A 16,825-nucleotide genomic window follows, 5' to 3' on the forward strand; every position below is an offset into this window, starting at 1 on the left:
TCGGGATCGCACAGCACCACATTCGCGGCCACCGCGTCATGCCCCTCGCGGAACACGGTCGCGGACACCTCGAACGTCTCCCCGACGACCGCCTTCGCCGGGCGCCTGCCGTACTCCACGGCCGGCCGGACGTCGCGTACCGGGACGCGGCCGATGGCCGGAGTCGAACTCATGGGTCTCACCTCCGCCGTGCGCGAAGCCGGGCCCGGGGCCCGGCCGTGGATCCGGTCTGCGCGGGAACCTTCAGTGCCTCGCCGCCCTGGAACGCGGCTTCACCGGGGGCGCCCGCCGGATCCCGCCCCGGCGTCGCGGCCCGCCGCCCCGCTCCCGTCGGCAGCCGTCCCGGCCGCCCCGCAGACAGCGCTCGGCGGCCTTTGCGGCCTCCCGCGCGCAGGGCTTCCCCCTGAGCACGCACAGGGTGTGGCCCGCGTCCTCGAACGTGGCCCGCGCCGCGCGGTCGGACGGCGCCGCGAGCATCGCGCGGTCCCACGCCCGGTACCGCGCCAACTGCCCGGCCGCCTCGGCCTTCGCGGGTATCAGCATGGCCGTGTTCACCCTCCACGCCCTCGACCGGGCCGTCTCCCGACGGTCGGGTGGACTCCGGGCACTCGGCGGCACGGGTCCGTTACGGCGATCGAGGCATTTCACCCATGGTGCACGTATGAGCACGCAGCGTCTTGTTGGTTCTTCAACCACCTCTGGTGTGCTCCTGTTGCACGAATGGCGTAGTGCCGCCACTGTGGATCTGACTCAGAAGCGACCAGCGCTCGACGCTCCGTGATCGGGGCCCATGCCCGTGGGGGGCGATGACGAGCGGGAGTTCCGCCGGTGAGGAGCAAGCGACGATGAAGACCGCAGTGCCCTGCTACTACCACCTCGACGTGGAAGTCAGCCCCGAGCGGGTGGGACAGGTCAGCCGCATCCTGGCCGCCCGCCTACGCCACTGGGACCTGGAGAATCTCGTGGTCCCCGTCCGCAGCGGCACGGAACTGCTGCTGCGGGCCATCGACGAACATGCCACGGACAAGCACGCCTCGATCGAGATGTGGTGGAACGGCCAGCATCTCATCACCGCCGTCGGCGACGACGACCGTGATCTGCGCCCCGACCAGGATCTGCGGGCCTGCCTGGCCCGCATCGCGGCGATCAGCGACGGCTGGGGGTGCTGTGCGTCGCAGACCGGCAGCAAGATCATCTGGTTCTCGCAGCGGGCCCGCGCGGGCGAACGCGTCCCCCTGATCCCGACGGCCCCGGCGCCCACCCTGCGTCAGATGCGCCGGGTGCCGCGCGACACTCCGGTCGCCGCACTGGCGGCCCGGGCGGCGGGCGCGCCCGCCGCCGCCTCGGAGGGCGCCCGGTGACGGCGTCGACGTCCCCCACAGGGGTGCCCGTGTGGAGCGGGCACCCCTACCCGTTGGGCGCCGCCTTCGACGGGCAGGGCACCAACTTCGCCCTGTTCAGCGAGGTCGCCGAACGTGTCGACCTCGTCCTGGTCGACGACGCGGGCACCGAGACCCCTCTCCCGCTGACCGAGGTCGACGGGTTCGTGTGGCACGGCTATGTGCCCGGCGTCGGGCCGGGCCGGCGCTACGGCTACCGTGTGCACGGCCCCTGGGACCCCGGACTCGGCCACCGGTGCAACCCGGCGAAGCTGCTCCTCGACCCGTACGCGCGCGCCGTCGACGGGCAGATCGACAACCACGCCTCGCTCTACGAACGCGCCCCCTTTGGCCCCGCCCCGGCCGACAGCGCCGGGCACTCCATGCTCGGCGTGGTGACCGACCCGTACTTCGACTGGGGCGACGACCGCCCGCCGCGGCGGCCGTACGCCGAGACCGTCGTCTACGAGGCGCACGTACGCGGTCTGACCCGCACCCACCCGGACGTCCCGGAGCGGCTGCGCGGCACCTACGCCGCGCTCGCCCACCCGTCCATCGTCGAGCACCTGACCTCGCTGGGCGTGACCGCCATCGAGCTGATGCCCGTGCACCAGTTCGTGCAGGACGGCGTGCTCCAGGACCGCGGGCTGTCCAACTACTGGGGCTACAACACGATCGGCTTCTTCGCGCCGCACAACGCCTACGCCGCGTTCGGCACCCGCGGCCAGCAGGTCAACGAGTTCAAGGCGATGGTCAAGGCGCTGCACGCGGCCGGGCTCGAAGTGATCCTCGACGTGGTCTACAACCACACCGCCGAGGGCAACGAGCACGGCCCCACGCTCTCCTTCCGCGGCATCGACAACGCCTCCTACTACCGCCTCGTGGACGGCGACTGGGCGCACTACTACGACACCACGGGCACCGGCAACAGCCTGCTGATGCGGCACCCCTACGTACTCCAGCTGATCATGGACTCGCTCCGGTACTGGGTCACCGAGATGCATGTGGACGGCTTCCGCTTCGACCTCGCGGCGACCCTGGCCCGGCAGTTCCACGAGGTGGACCGGCTGTCGGCGTTCTTCGACCTGATCCAGCAGGACCCCGTGATCAGCCGGGTCAAGCTCATCGCCGAGCCCTGGGACGTGGGGGAGGGCGGCTACCAGGTCGGCAACTTCCCGCCGCTGTGGTCGGAGTGGAACGGCAAGTACCGGGATACCGTACGGGACTTCTGGCGGGCGGAGCCGGGCTCGCTCGGCGAGTTCGCCTCCCGGCTCACCGGGTCCTCGGACCTCTACGCGCACAGCAGGCGCCGCCCGCGGGCCAGCGTCAACTTCGTGACCGCGCACGACGGTTTCACCCTGCGCGACCTCGTCTCGTACAACGACAAGCACAACGAGGCCAACGGCGAGGGCAACCGGGACGGCGAGAGCGTCAACCGGTCCTGGAACTGCGGCGCCGAAGGGGACACCGACGATCCCGCGGTCCTCGCACTGCGGGCCCGCCAGCAGCGCAACCTCCTGGCGACGCTGCTGCTGTCGCAGGGCATCCCGATGCTGTGCCACGGCGACGAACTCGGCCGCACCCAGCGCGGCAACAACAACGCCTACTGCCAGGACAGCGAGATCTCCTGGATCGACTGGCGGCTGACCGACGAGCAGCGCGCGCTCACCCGCTTCACCCGGTACGTCATCGGTCTGCGCGCCGCCCACCCCGTGCTGCGCCGGCGCCGCTTCTTCCGTGGCGAGACGGCCACCCACGCCGGACAGCCGCTGCCCGACCTGGTGTGGCTGCTGCCCGACGCGCGCGAGATGACCGACCGGGACTGGCAGCGCTCCGACGCGCATTCGGTCGGCGTGTTCCTGAACGGCGACGCCATCGCCGAACGCGACGCCTACGGGCGACGGGTGATCGACGACTCGTTCCTGCTGCTCCTCAACAGCTACTGGGAGTCCATCGACTTCCGCCTGCCCGACGCCAGGTACGGCGACCGCTGGACCGCCCTGATCGACACCGCCGCCCCCGACGGCATCCCGGACGAACGAGAACACAAACCCGGCACCCGGCTACGCGTCGACTCCCGCAGCCTGACCCTCCTCTCCCACCCCTCCCCGACACTCCCGCACCGAAACGACTAGCGGCACCCGACCAGGCCACGCGCCGAACAACCCGCCCACCCACGACGCTGCCGCACCCGAACGACGGGCTGGTGCCCTTGCGAGGGGGGCGCGGGGAACTGCGCGATCACCCACGATGCTGCTGCGCTGGAATGACGGGCTGGTGCCCTTGCGAGGGGGGCGCGGGGAACTGCGCGATCACCCACGATGCTGCTGCGCTGGAATGACGGGCTGGTGCCCCCGCAAGGGGGGCGCGGGGAACTGCGCGATCAACCACGACGCTCCGGCACCCGAACGACTGGCTGGCGCCCCTGCAAGGGGGCGCGGGGAACTGCGCGATCGGCCCCCACACCGCCGCACCCGAACGACGACGGATCCAACCCCACCACCCCACCCCACCCCACCGCACCGGAACGACGAACAGATCCCACCGCACCCGGAAACCCACAGCAACCCAAACAAGCCGAACCCCGCCAAAAGCGGACCGCTCAGGTCACCGTCCGCGCCGCGAAGTCACCGTGAACTGCGCCCCGTCAGGGTCGCGCAGCACGGCCTCGGCGGCATCCTCCCGCAGCACACTGCCCCCGTGCTTCTCCGCGGCCCGCCCGCACGTGGTCACATCGGTCACGAAGAAGTGGACCTGCCAGTGCGGCCGGACCCCGGGATCGGGCGCCGCCTCCACCGCGCCCGAGTCGATGCGGGCCACGACCGCACCCTCACTGCGCAGCACGACCTCGCCGCCCTCGTACTCGACCTCGCAGCAGCCGGGCAGCCCCGAGGCCCAGTCGAGGATCTCGCCGTAGAAGAGGGCCGAGTCGAAGGCGTTGCGCGTGTGCAGGCGGATGAAGGTCGGTGACGCCCGCCGCCATGACTCCCAGTTGGAGATCAGCTGGCCCTCCCAGATCCCGAAGGTCGCGCCGTCCCGGTCGGCCAGCAGGGCCGCCCGGCCGGGCGGGAAGGACAGCGGTCCGACCGCGGCCGTACCGCCGCGCTCACGGGCCCGGCTCACGGCCACGTCCGCGTCCCGCACCGCGAAATACGGTGTCCATGCCACCGCCATCTGCCACATGGCGGCGACCGCGGCGATCCCGGCGACCGGCACCCCGTTCGCCAGCGCGATCCGGAAGTGGTCGCCGAGCCGGACACTGCGCCACCGCCAGCCGAGCACGGCCGAGTAGAAGTCCGCCGTGGCCCCGAGGTCACGGCTGGTGAGACTCACCCAGCACGGTGCGCCGAAAACGGAGTGCGTGGAGATGACGTCCTTCTTCTTCGGTTCGCCGGCAAGGGGCGTGTCATGGTTCATCACAGTCGCGTCCTGATCTCATCGACCGGTGGCCCCCGGTCTGTCACCAGTGTCCAACCGGAACCCCTTCCCTTGCCTGTCGAGCGGTCCGGTGGCAGGCGGCCGGGCGAATGACGACGATGGATGCATGGGCGACGGCGAGCCGGACCGGATCTTCGAGCTTGAGGAAGAGGTGCACCAGCTGAAGGAGGCGGTCACCTCCCACGCGGTCGTGGACCAGGCCATCGGCATGGTGGTGGCGCTCGGCCGGATCACCCCCGACGAGGGGTGGGCCGTGCTGAAGGAGGTCTCGCAGCACACGAACATCAAACTCCGCAATGTCGCCGAACTCATCCTCATCTGGGGGCGTACGGGAGACATGCCCCCCGAGATCGTCACCGAACTGGAGGACGCGCTCGACCGGTACGGGCCGACGCAGCTCCCGGGGACGCCGACGGAGTGATCGCCGGCCCCGGCCTCAGCCCGGGTCGGCGAGCAGTTCCTCGCGCAGCCGGTCGCAGCAGCCGCTGATCAGCCGGGAGACGTGCATCTGCGAGATGCCCAGCTGGCTGGCGATCCGGCTCTGTGTCATACCGCGGAAGAACCGCAGGTAGAGGATGGTGCGCTCGCGTTCGGGCAGCGCCTCGAGGCAGGGTCGTACGGCCGCCCGGTCGACGACGAGATCGAAGCCGGGATCCGGCGCGCCCAGGGTGTCGCCGAGGGAGCGGCCGTCGGCGCCGGGTGTCTCCGCGTCCAGGGACAGCGCGGCGAAGCACTCCAGGGCCTCAAGGCCGGTGCGCACCTCCGCCTCCGTCAGCCGTGTGTACTCGGAGATCTCGGCGACCGTGGGCACCCGGCCGGTCGTCGCCGACGCCAGTTCCTTGACGGCGCCGCGGACCCGGTTGCGCAGATCCTGGACCCGGCGCGGTACGTGCAGGGTCCACATGTGGTCGCGGAAGTGACGCTTGATCTCGCCGGTGACGGTCGGCACCGCGTATGCCTCGAAGGCCCGGCCACGGGAGGGATCGTAGTGGTCGACGGCCTTGACCAGGCCGAGCGCCGCCACCTGGTAGAGATCTTCCAGCGCCTCTCCCCGGCCGCGGAAGCGGACGGCGATCCGTTCGGCCATGGGCAGCCAGATCCCGACCAGTTCGTCGCGCAGCGCCCGGCGCTCCGGGCCCTCGGACAGTGCCGTGAGCCGTTCGAACGCGGCGGCCGTGTCGGGGGCGTCGTCGTGTGGATGGGGCTTGGCCCTGGTGGTGGTACCCGTCATGGGTGCGCACCTCCCTCAGCGTGTGCCGGATGGACGGACAGCGTGGGAGACGCGCGCTCGGACCGGTGGGAGGGTCCGGGGCGGCGGCACCTGCGGGCCGAGCCCCCACGGACGTGCCTCCTGTCCGAAGCACTTTTCTGGAGATTCCCATGACCTGTTATGTCGAAACAAATCCGTCTAAAGGCTGATATCCAGCCTACGCTTCTTGACTTGCCCTTTGGTCTTCCTCAAAGCGAAATACCTCTGTAGGAGAGGTAATCTTCTCGTATGGAAACGGATCGCCCGGCAGCCGACCGCGCGCGGGCCGGCCGTGCGACGGCGGAGCCCTTCTCCGAGGAACTGGCCGACGCCCTGGTCGGGATCCAGCGGCTGATCCGCCGCCGGCTGCGCGGCGGACTGACCGGTCCCCGGCTGCGCGGCGCCGAGGTGGAACTGCTCCGCCTGGTGCAGACCCGGCCCGGCATCGGCATCAAGGAGGCCGCCCGGGAACTGCACCTGGCCGACAACTCCGTGTCGACACTGGTCAACCGGCTCGCCGGGGACGGCCATCTGGTCCGCGAGACCGACCCGGCCGACCGGCGTGCCGCGCGCCTGCACCTCACCGAGGCGGCCCGTGGACGGTTGCACGACTGGCAGCGCCGCCGGGCCGCCCTGGTCGGCCGGCATGTGTCGCGGCTGACCGAGACGGAACGCGACGCCCTGCGCGCGGCGCTCCCCGCGCTGCACCGGCTGGCCGTCACCCTGCGCGAGGAGGCCGAGGAATCATGACGTCCGACACCACCGCGGGCCCGGCTGAGGCCGTCGCCTGCACCGGCCTCGTGCACAGCTTCGGCGAGACGAGGGCGGTGGACGGGCTCGATCTCGCCGTGCGGGAGGGCGAGGTCTTCGGGCTGCTCGGCCCCAACGGCGCCGGCAAGACCACGGCGATCCGCTGCATCACCACGCTGCTGCCCGTCCCCGCCGGCATGGTCCGTGTCTTCGGCCACGACCCCGCCGCCGACCGCATGGCGGTGCGCCGCCTGCTCGGCTACGTCCCGCAGCAACTGTCCGCCGACGCCGGCCTCACCGGCCGGGAGAACGTCGTCCTGTTCGCCCGGGTCTTCGACATCCCCCGCCGCGAACGCGCCGCCCGGGTCGGCCAGGCCCTGGCCGCCGTCGGCCTCGCGGACGCCGCCGACCGGCTGGCGAGCACCTACTCCGGGGGCATGGTCCGCCGACTGGAGCTGGCCCAGGCCCTGGTCAGCGCGCCCCGGCTGCTGATCCTCGACGAGCCGACCATCGGCCTCGACCCGATCGCCCGCACCGGCGTGTGGGACCACATCAACGCCGTCCGCGCCGTCACCGGCATGACCGTCCTGGTCACCACCCACTCCATGGACGAGGCGGACCAGTACTGCGACCGTGTCGCCCTCATGCACCGCGGACGCATCCGGGCCCTCGGCACCCCGGCCGAACTGCGGCGGCGGCTCGCCGATCGCCGCAGGGCCGAGGGCGCGCCGGCCACGGACCCGCCGCCCACGCTGGAAGACGTCTTCCGGGATGTCGCGGGCAGCGGTCTCGACGACCAGTCAGGAGGTTTCCGCGATGTCCGAAGCACCCGCCGCACCGCCCGCCGCGTCGGCTGACGGCGCCCCGGACGCCGGGGCCCTGCTGCTGCGCCCGCCCGAGCCCCGCGCCGGCTGGCGGCTGCTGCCCGCCCGGGTCGTCGCGATGTGCGCCGTCGAACTGCAGAAGCTGCGCCACGACCGCACCGAGCTGTACACCAGGGCGGTCCAGCCCGCGCTGTGGCTGCTGATCTTCGGCCAGACCTTCACCCGGATCCGGGCGATACCCACCGGCGGCATCCCCTACATCGACTATCTCGCGCCCGGCATCATCGCCCAGTCCGCGATGTTCATCGCCATCTTCTACGGCATCCAGATCATCTGGGAACGCGATGCCGGCATCCTCAACAAGCTCCTGGTCACCCCGACCCCGCGCTCCGCGCTCATCACCGGCAAGGCCTTCGCCGCCGGCGTGAAATCGCTGATCCAGGCCGTCGTCGTCATCGTCATCGCCGCGCTGCTCGGGGTCGCGCTCAGCTGGAACCCGCTGAAGCTGCTGGGCGTCGCACTGGCCGTGGTCCTCGCCTCCGCCTTCTTCTCCTGCCTGTCGATGACCATCGCGGGCATCGTGCTCAGCCGCGACCGTCTGATGGGCTTCGGGCAGGCGATCACCATGCCGCTGTTCTTCGGCTCCAACGCCCTCTACCCGCTGTCCGTCATGCCCGGCTGGCTCCAGGCGGTCAGCAAGGTGAACCCGCTCAGCTACGAGGTGGACGCGCTGCGCGGTCTGCTCCTCGGCACCCCCGCGCATCCGGCACTCGACTTCGGAGTCCTCGCCGTCGCCGCCGCCCTCGGCATCGCCGCGGCCTCGTCCCTGCTCGGCCGGCTGGCTCGCTGATCTTGCCGGGACGTGATGTGCGGCACGCGCCGCGCACCCTCTGGACGCCCGCTGAGCGGATTCCCGCTGCGCAACGCTTGATCAGCGATCAAAGGGGGCGAATCGCCTGGCGATGGCGTATTCCGCTCATTTGACAGTGCGCTGAACGCACAGATAGACAGCAGCTCTCCGAGGCCGAAAGGAGCGCTGTGTACGAGCCGAACGTGGTCGGTGACTGGCAGGAGTATGACGAGCATGCCGGTCTGCGGGTCCGCGTCCACCGTCTGGAGACGGTGGAGCCGCCGCGCGGGCGTGACGACGCCGCTGACGGGCTGACGTACTTCAGCGTCCGGGTGACCGTCGAGAACCGGGGCGCGCGGCACTGCTCCGTGCAGCTGGAGGACGGCCAGATCGATGTGCGGGTCGGCCCCGACGGGGAGGGCGCGTTCATCGACTGGCGCAACTCCCAGTTCATCGAGGGCTTCGACGTCCACCCGCTGCGCCGGGTCACCGCCGTGCTGTACGCGGCGGGCGCCGAGGCGTCCCTGGCCCAGGTGGACGTCCAGGTGCAGCTGCGCGTCGACGAGGAGTGGACCGACCGCCGGCTGTGGGCGGGCGGCATCGGGCTGGCGGAGGGCCCGGCCGCGGCGGCCCCGGCGGGCGCCTGCCAGGGCGGCCTGGCCCACCAGGTGAGCACGTTCCTGCGGGACCAGGCGGAGCCGGAGGGGGCCTGAGCGCCGCGCGGGCGGTCAGTGCGGGATGCCGTCGATGATCTCGCGGGCGCCCTGCCGCAGCAGGGACACCGCCACCGAGGTGCCCAGGGTGGCCGGATCGAGCCGGCCGGCCCATTCATGGGCGTTCAGCCGCGTCTTGCCGTCGGGGGTGAACACACACGCCCGCAGGGACAGTTCGCCGCCGCTCTCCACGCGGGCGTAACCGGCGATGGGGCTGTTGCAGTGCCCCTGCAGAACGTGCAGGAACATGCGTTCCGCCGTCGCCTCGCGATGGGTGCCCGGGTCACCGAGACCGCTGACGGCGTCGATCAGGTCGGCGTCGTCCTCGCGGCACTGCAGGGCGAGGATGCCCGCGCCGATCGGCGGCATCATCGTCTCCGGCGACAGCACCTCGCTGATCATGTCGGGCCGCCCGATCCGCTCCAGCCCGGAGACCGCCAGCAGCAGCGCGTCCGCCTCGCCCGCGGCGAGCTTCGCCAGCCGCCGGTTGGCGTTGCCGCGCAGCGGCACGCACTCCAGGTGCGGGTGGGTGGCGGTCAGCTGGGCGACGCGGCGCACCGCGGAGGTGCCGACGCGGGTGCCCGCCGGGAGTTCGTCCAGGGTGAGACCGCCCGGGTGGACGAGCGCGTCGCGGATGTCGTCGCGTTTCAGGAACGCGGCGAACACGGTGCCCGCGGGCAGCGGCCGGTCGGCCGGCACATCCTTCACACAGTGCACCGCGAGATCCGCCCGACCGGCCAGCAGAGCGGCGTCCACCTCCTTGGTGAACGCGCCCTTGCCCTCGACCAGGGAGAGGTCACCGAGCCACTTGTCCCCGGTCGTCTTCACCGGCACGACCTCGGTGCGCACCTGCGGGTACAGCGCCGTCAGCTCGGCACGGACGCGCTCCACTTGGGCGAGGGCCATGGGCGAATCACGGGAGACGATACGGATGAGTTCCGGGACGGCCATGGACCCACGATAGACCCTCCCCCCGCCTCCGCCGGCCTACCACCGGATGCTTCCCGGTCGTCGTGCGGCTTGGTGGGGGTGGTGTGCCGCTCCGGGTCGGTCTGCCGTCGGATGGTCCCGGTCGTCGTGCGGCTCGGTGGGGGTGGTGCGTCCGCCTCCGTCGGGCGGCGGCCGGCCCGGCAGGGGCCGCGTTCCACCGCGGCGGGGCGGGGCCGTCGCGGGCTCAGGCGTACGGGTCGAAGGCGATGCCGGACGGCTTGGCCGAGGCGAGGTGCGAGGCGAAACCCGCGTCCTTCAGGCCGAAGTTGGCGCTGCCGAAGTCGTACGCGCTCAACTTGTCACGCAGTCCCGCCGGATAGCCGTTCCAGCCGACCAGCGGCGGGTACTGCCAGGTGCCCTTGTGGTTCTCCGGCGGCTCGTCGCCCGAGCCGGCCAGCCGGAAGCAGTGCGTGCCGATGCCGTCCTTGTGGTAGACGATCTTGGCGTGCGTGCCCTCGAAGCGGACCGAGGAAGCCGCGTGCACGGTGAACGAGCCGTGGTTGGACGTCGACACATACTGCACCTGGCCGCTTTGCACCCACACCGCCACATGCTCCCAGTCGTGCCGGTGGCCGCCGATGGCGGTACCGGCGAGCGCCTGGTCCTTCTCGAAGTACAGCCCGTACAGATAGGCGCACCAGCCGTTGTTGCACTTGTAGCGCGAGTAGCCGTTGGTGTTGTCCAGGTCGAAGGCGTCGCGGCACTGACCGTTCAGGGCGCCCGTCGGGTTCAGACCGCCGTTGACCGTGCCGTCCGGGCCGATGGCGGGCGACGAGTAGCAGCCGTCGGTGTCGTAGTCGAAGGCGGGCTGGTACGTCAGCTCCGCCGCCTCGGCGTTGACGGGCAGCGCCGGCGGCGGGGCGGCGAAGGCGACGGCGGGGAAGGCGATGACGAGGGCGGCGGCACCGGCCAGCCCGGTGAGCCAGCGCCCGGGCCGGACACGGAACGTCCGTGACGACACTGCGTCCTCCAACGGCGTTGTGGGGCAGGGGAGTTCAGGATCGCGGGCGATCAGTGCGCTGCCAAGAAGGCCCGGGCGTCCCACCGGTGAAGCCGCGCCCAACACTTGGCTCCCGGCACGCCCGTCACACGGCGTCGTCGGGCAGGTCGGCGGCCGACTCCTCGGGAGTGAGGTCCGGCCGCAACCGGTACCAGGACGGCTGACGCAGCAGCCCCGCCCGGGTACGGGTGCTGTAGCCGACCTCGCCGACCAGCCGGGGCAGCACCCAGCGGGCCCCGGCGATCCGCGGGACCGGGGCGAAGGGGCACACGCCGGTCCCGGCGGCCCGCAGCAGCGCCGCCAGCTCCGCCCGCTCGGCCTCGCTCCATCCGGTGCCCACCCCGCCGACGTACCGCAGCCGGCCGGCGGCTCGCTGACCGACGAGCACCGCGCCGGGCAGCCCCGTGAGCCGCCCCTTGCCCGGCAGCCAGCCGCCCACGACGACATCCGCGGTGCGCATGTTGCGGATCTTGATCCAGGCGCGGGAGCGCACACCCGGTTCGTACACCGAGTCAAGCCGCTTGCACACCAGACCCTCAAGGCCGTGCTCCCGGGTGGCCCGCAGCGCCTCGGCGCCGTGCCCGACCACGGCGGCCGGGGTGGACCAGTGAGGGCCGTCGAGCCCCAGGTCCTCCAGCCGTGTCCGGCGCAGCGCGTACGGCAGCGCGAGCAGCGGGCGGCCGAGGTGCGGCACGTCGAACAGCACCAGGTGGACGGGGGCCTGGGCCGCCCGGCGCGCCGCCCGGTCGGGGGCGTGCGCCAGGCCCATGCGGCTCTGCAGCAACTGGAAGTCGGCGTGTCCGCGGTCGTCCAGGGCCAGCACCTCACCGTCCAGGATCGCGGGCGTGCTGCCCAGGGCGCCGCCCAGCGCGCGCAGTTCGGGGTAGGCGCCGGTGATGTCCTCGCCCGAGCGGGCGCGCAGCAGCAGGCTGCCGTCACCGGGCAGATAGGCCATGACGCGCTGGCCGTCCTGTTTGGTCTCGTAGGCCCACCGGGCGTCCTGGACGGCGGGCGGCAGCGTGCCGGGGATGGCGAGCATCGGCGGGATCGTCGCAAGGGTCGCGGTCACGGCAGAAGGTGTCGACCGCCTCCGGTGTGCTCACGCGCCTTTTCCCGCCGGTTCCCCTGAACGGGCCCGTCCCGGCGGCCCGCGCACGGCGACGTCCGGGCGTGCGCCGACCGGCCTTCCGCCGGGACGAGTTGGGCACGTGGGAGGCCGGGCCCGCGCCGCAGAAGGCCACACCGCCCCGGCCGGCCGGGAAGGACCGGCGCCTGGCGGCCGACGGACCACGCGAACTCCTCGCGGACCGCGAGGAGTTCCGCGGCGCCGAAGCGCCGGCGGCACGGCCCTGGGCGACCACCCCCGTGCGGCGGCGCCGGTCGCACGGACGGGGTGACCGCGGTGGCGACGGCGGCGCCGGTCAGGCGGGCGGGGTGACCGCGGGGGCGGCGGACGGCCGGCCCGCCGTCCGCGCACCCCGGCCGGCCTGGACCCGCACGGCCTTGATGCGCGCCTCGGCGGCGCGGCCCGCAGACCCTTAGCGCCGGTCCCCTCCTTGTGGTCCTTCTGCTCCCTCTGGTCCTTCTGGTCGGACCGGTACGGCACGCGGTTCCGGGTGTACGGCTGCCGCGCGGTCATGACGAGGCCGCGGTGGTGGAAGACGGCCCGGCGGACGGGCGGTTCCTGATGGCCTACCGCACCGGCGACCGGCTGACGGGGGCGCTCGCCGTCGCCATGCCGCCCACGGCGCTCTGCCCAGGGCGCTCTGCCCAGGGCGCTCTGCCCAGGGCGCTCTGCCCAGGGCGCTCTGCCCAGGGCGCTCCGCCCAGGGCGCTCCGCCCACGGCGGCAGCCCGGGGCGGCAGTCCGGGGCGACCGGAACCCCCAGGCGGGAACTCTCGGCGTTCACCGTCCCGCCCCGGGATCCGCGCCCTCGTCGGACGCGTCGACATACAGGCCCGTGCAGGCCAGCCTGCCCGCCACCGCCGCGCACGCCTCCACGCCCCGGGACGAGGGCACCGCGAGCATCGGGCTGGTGTACCCGGTGGGTTCCGCGGCGGAATAGGTCGCCGACAGCACGTCCTGGCCGGCCCGCACCGACACCTCACGGGCACGCGGCGAACGCACCCGCACCTCCGACCAGGCGGTTCCGCAGGCCGGCGAGTAGCGCAGCCGGACGTCGTACCCGGTGTCCGAGACGGCGCTTTCGGTCCGTGCGTCCCGCGCGCAGGCCGATGTGTCCGGCAGGGCGCCCCGGCACGACGTGGCGTGACAGCGGGGTGCCGCCACGACGTTCTGCGCCCCCTGCGGCCCGTGCCGGCCAAAGACCGCGAAGGCGGCGGCCGTGGCGGCGGCCACGGCCAGCAGCGCGAGCGCCGACAGCGGCAGCCGCGGCAACCGGGACCGTGGCGGGCTGAGCATGGGCACCCGCGGGCACGGCGGGCCGTCGGCGTCCTCCCACAGCGCCACGACCGGGCCGGGGTCGACGTCGGCGAGCCGGGCGAGCGCCTCGACGGCGGAGCGGGGCGGGCGCTGGAGGCCGGTCAGATACCGGTGCCAGGCGGACTTGCTGTACGGGGTGCGGGCGGCCAGCGCCGCCAGACTCAGTCCCGTACGGTCCTTGAGTGCGCGCAGCCGCACCGCCAGCGGCTCGTCGGCACAGGTGGGTCCGGGGGGTGGCGGCTGCCGCATGGTGCGTCCCTCGACTCCTTTTCCGCTATGGGCACTTCGCCCCTGATGTCGCCATGGCTTCCCGGCCGGAGAGCGGCCCAACCGGGCTGTGGCAGAAGAGGGGTGAGGTGGCGACAGCCCGAAGGCCCGTTCGGGAACACGGGGTTCCCGAACGGGCCTTCGACGGTCAGGGCGTGGGGCGGGCCGGAACCGTCAGCACCAGGGCACGGCGGTGCCGACCCGCACGTAGCGTGCGGAGACATAGCCCCTGTGGTGCGCCAGCCGGTACCAGGTCCGGTTGCCCGACACCCGCGAACCGTGTGTCTTGCAGGTGATCGCCACGAGCCGGTTGCCGTGCCGGTGGCCGACCACGCGGTACCCGGTGCCCGGGCCGGACCGGACGTTGAGCCGGACGTGGCGGGTGGTCACCCGTCCCGTGGTGGACAGGCCCTGCCGGTATGCGGTCCGCAGGGCGATGCCGTGCACCCGGTGCGTGGCGTGGTGCCCATGGCGCCCGTAGTGCGAGTGGTGCCAGTGGTGCCGCCGGTGTTCGACGCCGTGCCGCGCCGGGGCGTGCCGGGCGGGGCCGGGCAGCACTGACGGGAGGGCGGGCTGGGCTGCCGCGGCCGCCGCGGGCAGCGGTGCCGTGCGGCCCGCATCGGCGGCCGACGCCGCCGTGGGCAGCAGCGCGAACACCGCGATCGTGGCCAGCAGGCCGCTCTTCACGGTCCGTCGGATCATGGAAACCTCCGGGCTGTCGTTCTCGTGACCACGAGCCGTGATCACGACAGCCAGCGTTTCCGTGGCAATCGGTCAGAATGCCGTTCCCGTGTCCCGCGGGACGCCGGGGACGTGCCCGGGACGGACCGCCCGCCGCCGATACGGCCGCCGATGCCGTGCGGACCTTCCGAAGGGGGACGCCGGGCCGGGCGCGTCCTTCGTCCGCCGTGCCGTCGTGGCCGGTCGCGTGGTTCCCCGCGCGCCTTCGACCGGAGGGGCGCTGCCCCGGCCGTGCCGGGCGCCCCGCGAGCGTGGGGTCGTCCGCTGCCGCGCTTGATGCGGGGCGCCGATGGGATCATTCTGGGGCATATGGAGCATCTCGTGCCCACGGCGGTGATCGATGCCCTCGGGATCGTCACGGCGTGGAGCGAGGGCGCGCAGAAGCTGACCGGTCACCGGGCCGAGGAGATCGTGGGCAGGCCCGCGGCCAGCCTGCTCGCCGAGCAGATGCCACCCGGGACCTTCGACGCGCAGACCGGGGTCGTCGCCCTGCGGCACCGCGACGGCCACCGCATGGAGCTGGCCCTGACGGCCGGCCCCGTGCTCGGCCCGGCCGGGCGGCCCGGCGGCCATGTGGTCACCGCGGCCCTGCCCGGCCACGGCCTGGCCGAGCACGCCTTCCAGCAGGCGTCCATGTCCATGTCGGTCTTCGACACCCGCCAGCGCTACCTCCGCCTCAACGAAAAGGCCTGCCAGGTGCTCGGCATCCCCGAGAAGGCCGCGGTCGACGTGGCCCACTTGCCCTGCGGGTCGCTGGCGGGCATCGGCGGTGACTGGTTCGATGTGATACCCCTGTCGGGCAGCCGGGTCGCCCTGGTCGTCGGCGACGTCGTGGGGCACGGCATCCAGTCCTCGGCGACCATGGGACGGCTGCGCACGGCCGTACGGACCCTGGCCGACGTGGACCTGGCCCCGGACGAGCTGCTGACCCACCTGGACGACCTGGTCACCCACCTTGTCGCGGACGGCGACGGCGGCGAGGTCGCCGAACTGGGCGCCACCTGCCTGTACGCCGTCTACGACCCGGTCTCGCGCCGGCTGTCGCTGGCCGCCGCGGGCCACCCGGCGCCGGCCGTCGCGCTGCCCGGCGCCGACGCGGAACTCGTACCGCTGCGGGCGGGGCCGCCGCTGGGCGTCGGCGGTCTGCCGTTCGAGGCGACGGAACTCGAACTGCCGGAGGGCTCGCTCGTCGCCCTGTACACCGACGGCCTCGTCGAGGGCCGCGACCTCGACGTGGACCGGGCGACCGGAAGGCTGCTGCGGGCCCTGACCACGCCCGCGGACACGACCGACGCCTTGTGCGACAGGCTGCTGAAGGCGGTCCTCGACGAGCAGCCCGGCGACGACGTGGCCCTGCTGCTGGCCCGTACCCGGGCGCTCGGCGCCGACCGCGTGGCCACCTGGGACGTGCCACCCGACCCCGCGCACGTGGGCACGGCCCGGGAGGCGGCGATCGACCGGCTGACCGCCTGGGGCCTTCAGGAGATCGCCTTCGTCACCGAACTCGTCGTCAGTGAACTGGTCACCAACGCGATCCGCTACGGCGCTCCCCCCATCCAGCTGCGGCTGATCCGCGACCGCGCGCTCATCTGCGAGGTCTCCGACGGCAGCTCCACCTCCCCGCATCTGCGCCGGGCGCACGCCTTCGACGAGGGCGGCCGCGGGCTGCTGCTGGTCGCCCAGCTCACCCAGCGCTGGGGCAGCCGGCAGACGGGCGGCGGCAAGACGATCTGGGCGGAGCAGCCGCTGCCCGAGGAGTGATCACCGGGCCGGGGATCCGTCGTCCGCGGCCACCTGGGCGAGGGTCCGGCCGGTGCGGACCGAGCGGGCCCGGCGCGGATCGGGGGTGCCGTGCCCCAAGGAGGCGCCCGGGCCCTTGCGGACCAGCAGCCAGGCGTCCTCCCCGTCGCGCCCCCGGAACCGGGTCAGCGCGTACTCCCCGCGCAGCTTGGTGCCGTGCAGCCGGAACGTGGCGTGCCCGTCCGCCAGCGACCGGGCGAAGTCGACCGGCCGCCCGGCACGGTCGTGGCTGAGCGGTTCATACGTCCCGCGGTCCCAGACGATCACCGTCCCGCCCCCGTACTCGCCCCGCGGGATGACGCCCTCGAAGTCCTGGCCGGTGAGGTGCCGGTGGGGGTGGACGGCAGGTCGTCGGAACCGATCACCGGTACCCGGCCCGGCC

18 protein-coding genes and 1 pseudogene are annotated in these 16,825 nt (G+C 73.0%); 9 read left to right on the forward strand and 10 right to left on the reverse strand.

The window, feature by feature from the left end:
- Together ABT245_RS36295 and ABT245_RS36300 are read right to left on the reverse strand one after the other, a co-directional pair.
- Positions 1-173: maltotransferase domain-containing protein (locus ABT245_RS36295; RefSeq protein WP_351742545.1), on the reverse strand; the 173-nt coding region annotated here is incomplete at its 3' end.
- Between the two features lie 70 nt (positions 174-243).
- A complete protein-coding gene (locus ABT245_RS36300; protein ID WP_351742394.1) occupies positions 244-543 on the reverse strand; it encodes a DUF5133 domain-containing protein in 300 nt (99 codons plus the stop codon).
- 302 nt (positions 544-845) lie between these two features.
- On the opposite strand from ABT245_RS36300, the gene ABT245_RS36305 reads away from it, so the two are divergent.
- Together ABT245_RS36305 and glgX are read left to right on the forward strand one after the other, a co-directional pair.
- Positions 846-1,361 carry a pep a2 gene (locus ABT245_RS36305; protein WP_351742397.1) on the forward strand — a complete coding sequence of 172 codons (516 nt, stop codon included), beginning with the start codon at positions 846-848 and terminating at the stop codon, positions 1,359-1,361.
- Positions 1,362-1,384: 23 nt separating this feature from the next.
- Positions 1,385-3,514, forward strand: coding sequence for a glycogen debranching protein GlgX (gene glgX / locus ABT245_RS36310; RefSeq protein WP_351742548.1), 2,130 nt, complete (start codon positions 1,385-1,387; stop codon positions 3,512-3,514).
- 472 nt (positions 3,515-3,986) lie between these two features.
- On the opposite strand, the gene ABT245_RS36315 is transcribed toward glgX, so the two are convergent.
- The gene (locus tag ABT245_RS36315; protein ID WP_351742400.1) at positions 3,987-4,796 is read right to left on the reverse strand and encodes a VOC family protein; all 810 of its coding nucleotides are present in this window, start codon (positions 4,794-4,796) and stop codon (positions 3,987-3,989) included.
- A 127-nt stretch (positions 4,797-4,923) separates the two neighbouring features.
- Between ABT245_RS36315 and ABT245_RS36320 the strand changes: the two genes are divergently transcribed.
- On the forward strand, positions 4,924-5,238 hold the full coding sequence (locus tag ABT245_RS36320; protein ID WP_351742402.1) for an ANTAR domain-containing protein: 315 nt from the start codon (positions 4,924-4,926) through the stop codon (positions 5,236-5,238).
- 15 nt (positions 5,239-5,253) lie between these two features.
- Here the strand turns inward: ABT245_RS36320 and ABT245_RS36325 are convergent, their stop codons facing one another.
- Entirely contained in the window at positions 5,254-6,048 is a 795-nt protein-coding gene (locus ABT245_RS36325) for an RNA polymerase sigma factor SigF (RefSeq protein ID WP_351742405.1), read from the reverse strand.
- 267 nt (positions 6,049-6,315) lie between these two features.
- On the opposite strand from ABT245_RS36325, the gene ABT245_RS36330 reads away from it, so the two are divergent.
- The 4 genes from ABT245_RS36330 to ABT245_RS36345 all read left to right on the forward strand — a co-directional run bounded on the left by ABT245_RS36330 (position 6,316) and on the right by ABT245_RS36345 (position 9,203).
- Positions 6,316-6,816 carry a MarR family winged helix-turn-helix transcriptional regulator gene (locus ABT245_RS36330; RefSeq protein WP_351742408.1) on the forward strand — a complete coding sequence of 167 codons (501 nt, stop codon included), beginning with the start codon at positions 6,316-6,318 and terminating at the stop codon, positions 6,814-6,816.
- A complete protein-coding gene (locus ABT245_RS36335; RefSeq protein ID WP_351742410.1) occupies positions 6,813-7,673 on the forward strand; it encodes an ABC transporter ATP-binding protein in 861 nt (286 codons plus the stop codon). Before ABT245_RS36330 ends, ABT245_RS36335 begins: the two co-directional genes overlap by 4 nt.
- A complete protein-coding gene (locus tag ABT245_RS36340) occupies positions 7,633-8,490 on the forward strand; it encodes an ABC transporter permease (protein ID WP_351742412.1) in 858 nt (285 codons plus the stop codon). The genes ABT245_RS36335 and ABT245_RS36340 overlap by 41 nt, the downstream gene beginning before the upstream one ends.
- 188 nt (positions 8,491-8,678) lie before the next feature.
- On the forward strand, positions 8,679-9,203 hold the full coding sequence (locus ABT245_RS36345) for a hypothetical protein (RefSeq protein WP_351742414.1): 525 nt from the start codon (positions 8,679-8,681) through the stop codon (positions 9,201-9,203).
- 15 nt (positions 9,204-9,218) lie between these two features.
- Here the strand turns inward: ABT245_RS36345 and hemC are convergent, their stop codons facing one another.
- From hemC to ABT245_RS36360, 3 genes are all read right to left on the reverse strand, one after another.
- Positions 9,219-10,154, reverse strand: coding sequence for a hydroxymethylbilane synthase (gene hemC, locus ABT245_RS36350; RefSeq protein WP_351742417.1), 936 nt, complete (start codon positions 10,152-10,154; stop codon positions 9,219-9,221).
- A gap of 223 nt (positions 10,155-10,377) precedes the next feature.
- Positions 10,378-11,154, reverse strand: coding sequence for an NPP1 family protein (locus ABT245_RS36355; protein ID WP_351742420.1), 777 nt, complete (start codon positions 11,152-11,154; stop codon positions 10,378-10,380).
- 124 nt (positions 11,155-11,278) lie between these two features.
- Positions 11,279-12,232, reverse strand: coding sequence for an ATP-dependent DNA ligase (locus tag ABT245_RS36360; protein WP_351742550.1), 954 nt, complete (start codon positions 12,230-12,232; stop codon positions 11,279-11,281).
- 131 nt (positions 12,233-12,363) lie between these two features.
- On the opposite strand from ABT245_RS36360, the gene ABT245_RS36365 reads away from it, so the two are divergent.
- Positions 12,364-12,735 (forward strand): hypothetical protein, encoded by a 372-nt coding sequence (locus ABT245_RS36365; RefSeq protein ID WP_351742423.1) that lies wholly within the window; start codon positions 12,364-12,366, stop codon positions 12,733-12,735.
- Positions 12,736-13,098: 363 nt separating this feature from the next.
- Here ABT245_RS36365 and ABT245_RS36370 read toward each other — a convergent pair whose 3' ends face one another.
- Together ABT245_RS36370 and ABT245_RS36375 are read right to left on the reverse strand one after the other, a co-directional pair.
- A complete protein-coding gene (locus tag ABT245_RS36370) occupies positions 13,099-13,884 on the reverse strand; it encodes a helix-turn-helix domain-containing protein (protein ID WP_351742425.1) in 786 nt (261 codons plus the stop codon).
- 192 nt (positions 13,885-14,076) lie between these two features.
- The gene (locus ABT245_RS36375) at positions 14,077-14,604 is read right to left on the reverse strand and encodes an SH3 domain-containing protein (protein WP_351742428.1); all 528 of its coding nucleotides are present in this window, start codon (positions 14,602-14,604) and stop codon (positions 14,077-14,079) included.
- A 348-nt stretch (positions 14,605-14,952) separates the two neighbouring features.
- On the opposite strand from ABT245_RS36375, the gene ABT245_RS36380 reads away from it, so the two are divergent.
- Positions 14,953-16,404, forward strand: coding sequence for a SpoIIE family protein phosphatase (locus tag ABT245_RS36380; protein WP_351742431.1), 1,452 nt, complete (start codon positions 14,953-14,955; stop codon positions 16,402-16,404).
- On the opposite strand, the pseudogene ABT245_RS36385 reads toward ABT245_RS36380, so the two are convergent.
- A pseudogene (locus tag ABT245_RS36385) lies at positions 16,405-16,821 on the reverse strand (DNA polymerase ligase N-terminal domain-containing protein); the annotation flags it as partial.
- Positions 16,822-16,825 lie beyond the last annotated feature (4 nt).

Origin of the sequence: Streptomyces sp. NPDC001508 (assembly GCF_040298665.1) — a bacterium.
Taxonomy (GTDB): domain Bacteria; phylum Actinomycetota; class Actinomycetes; order Streptomycetales; family Streptomycetaceae; genus Streptomyces.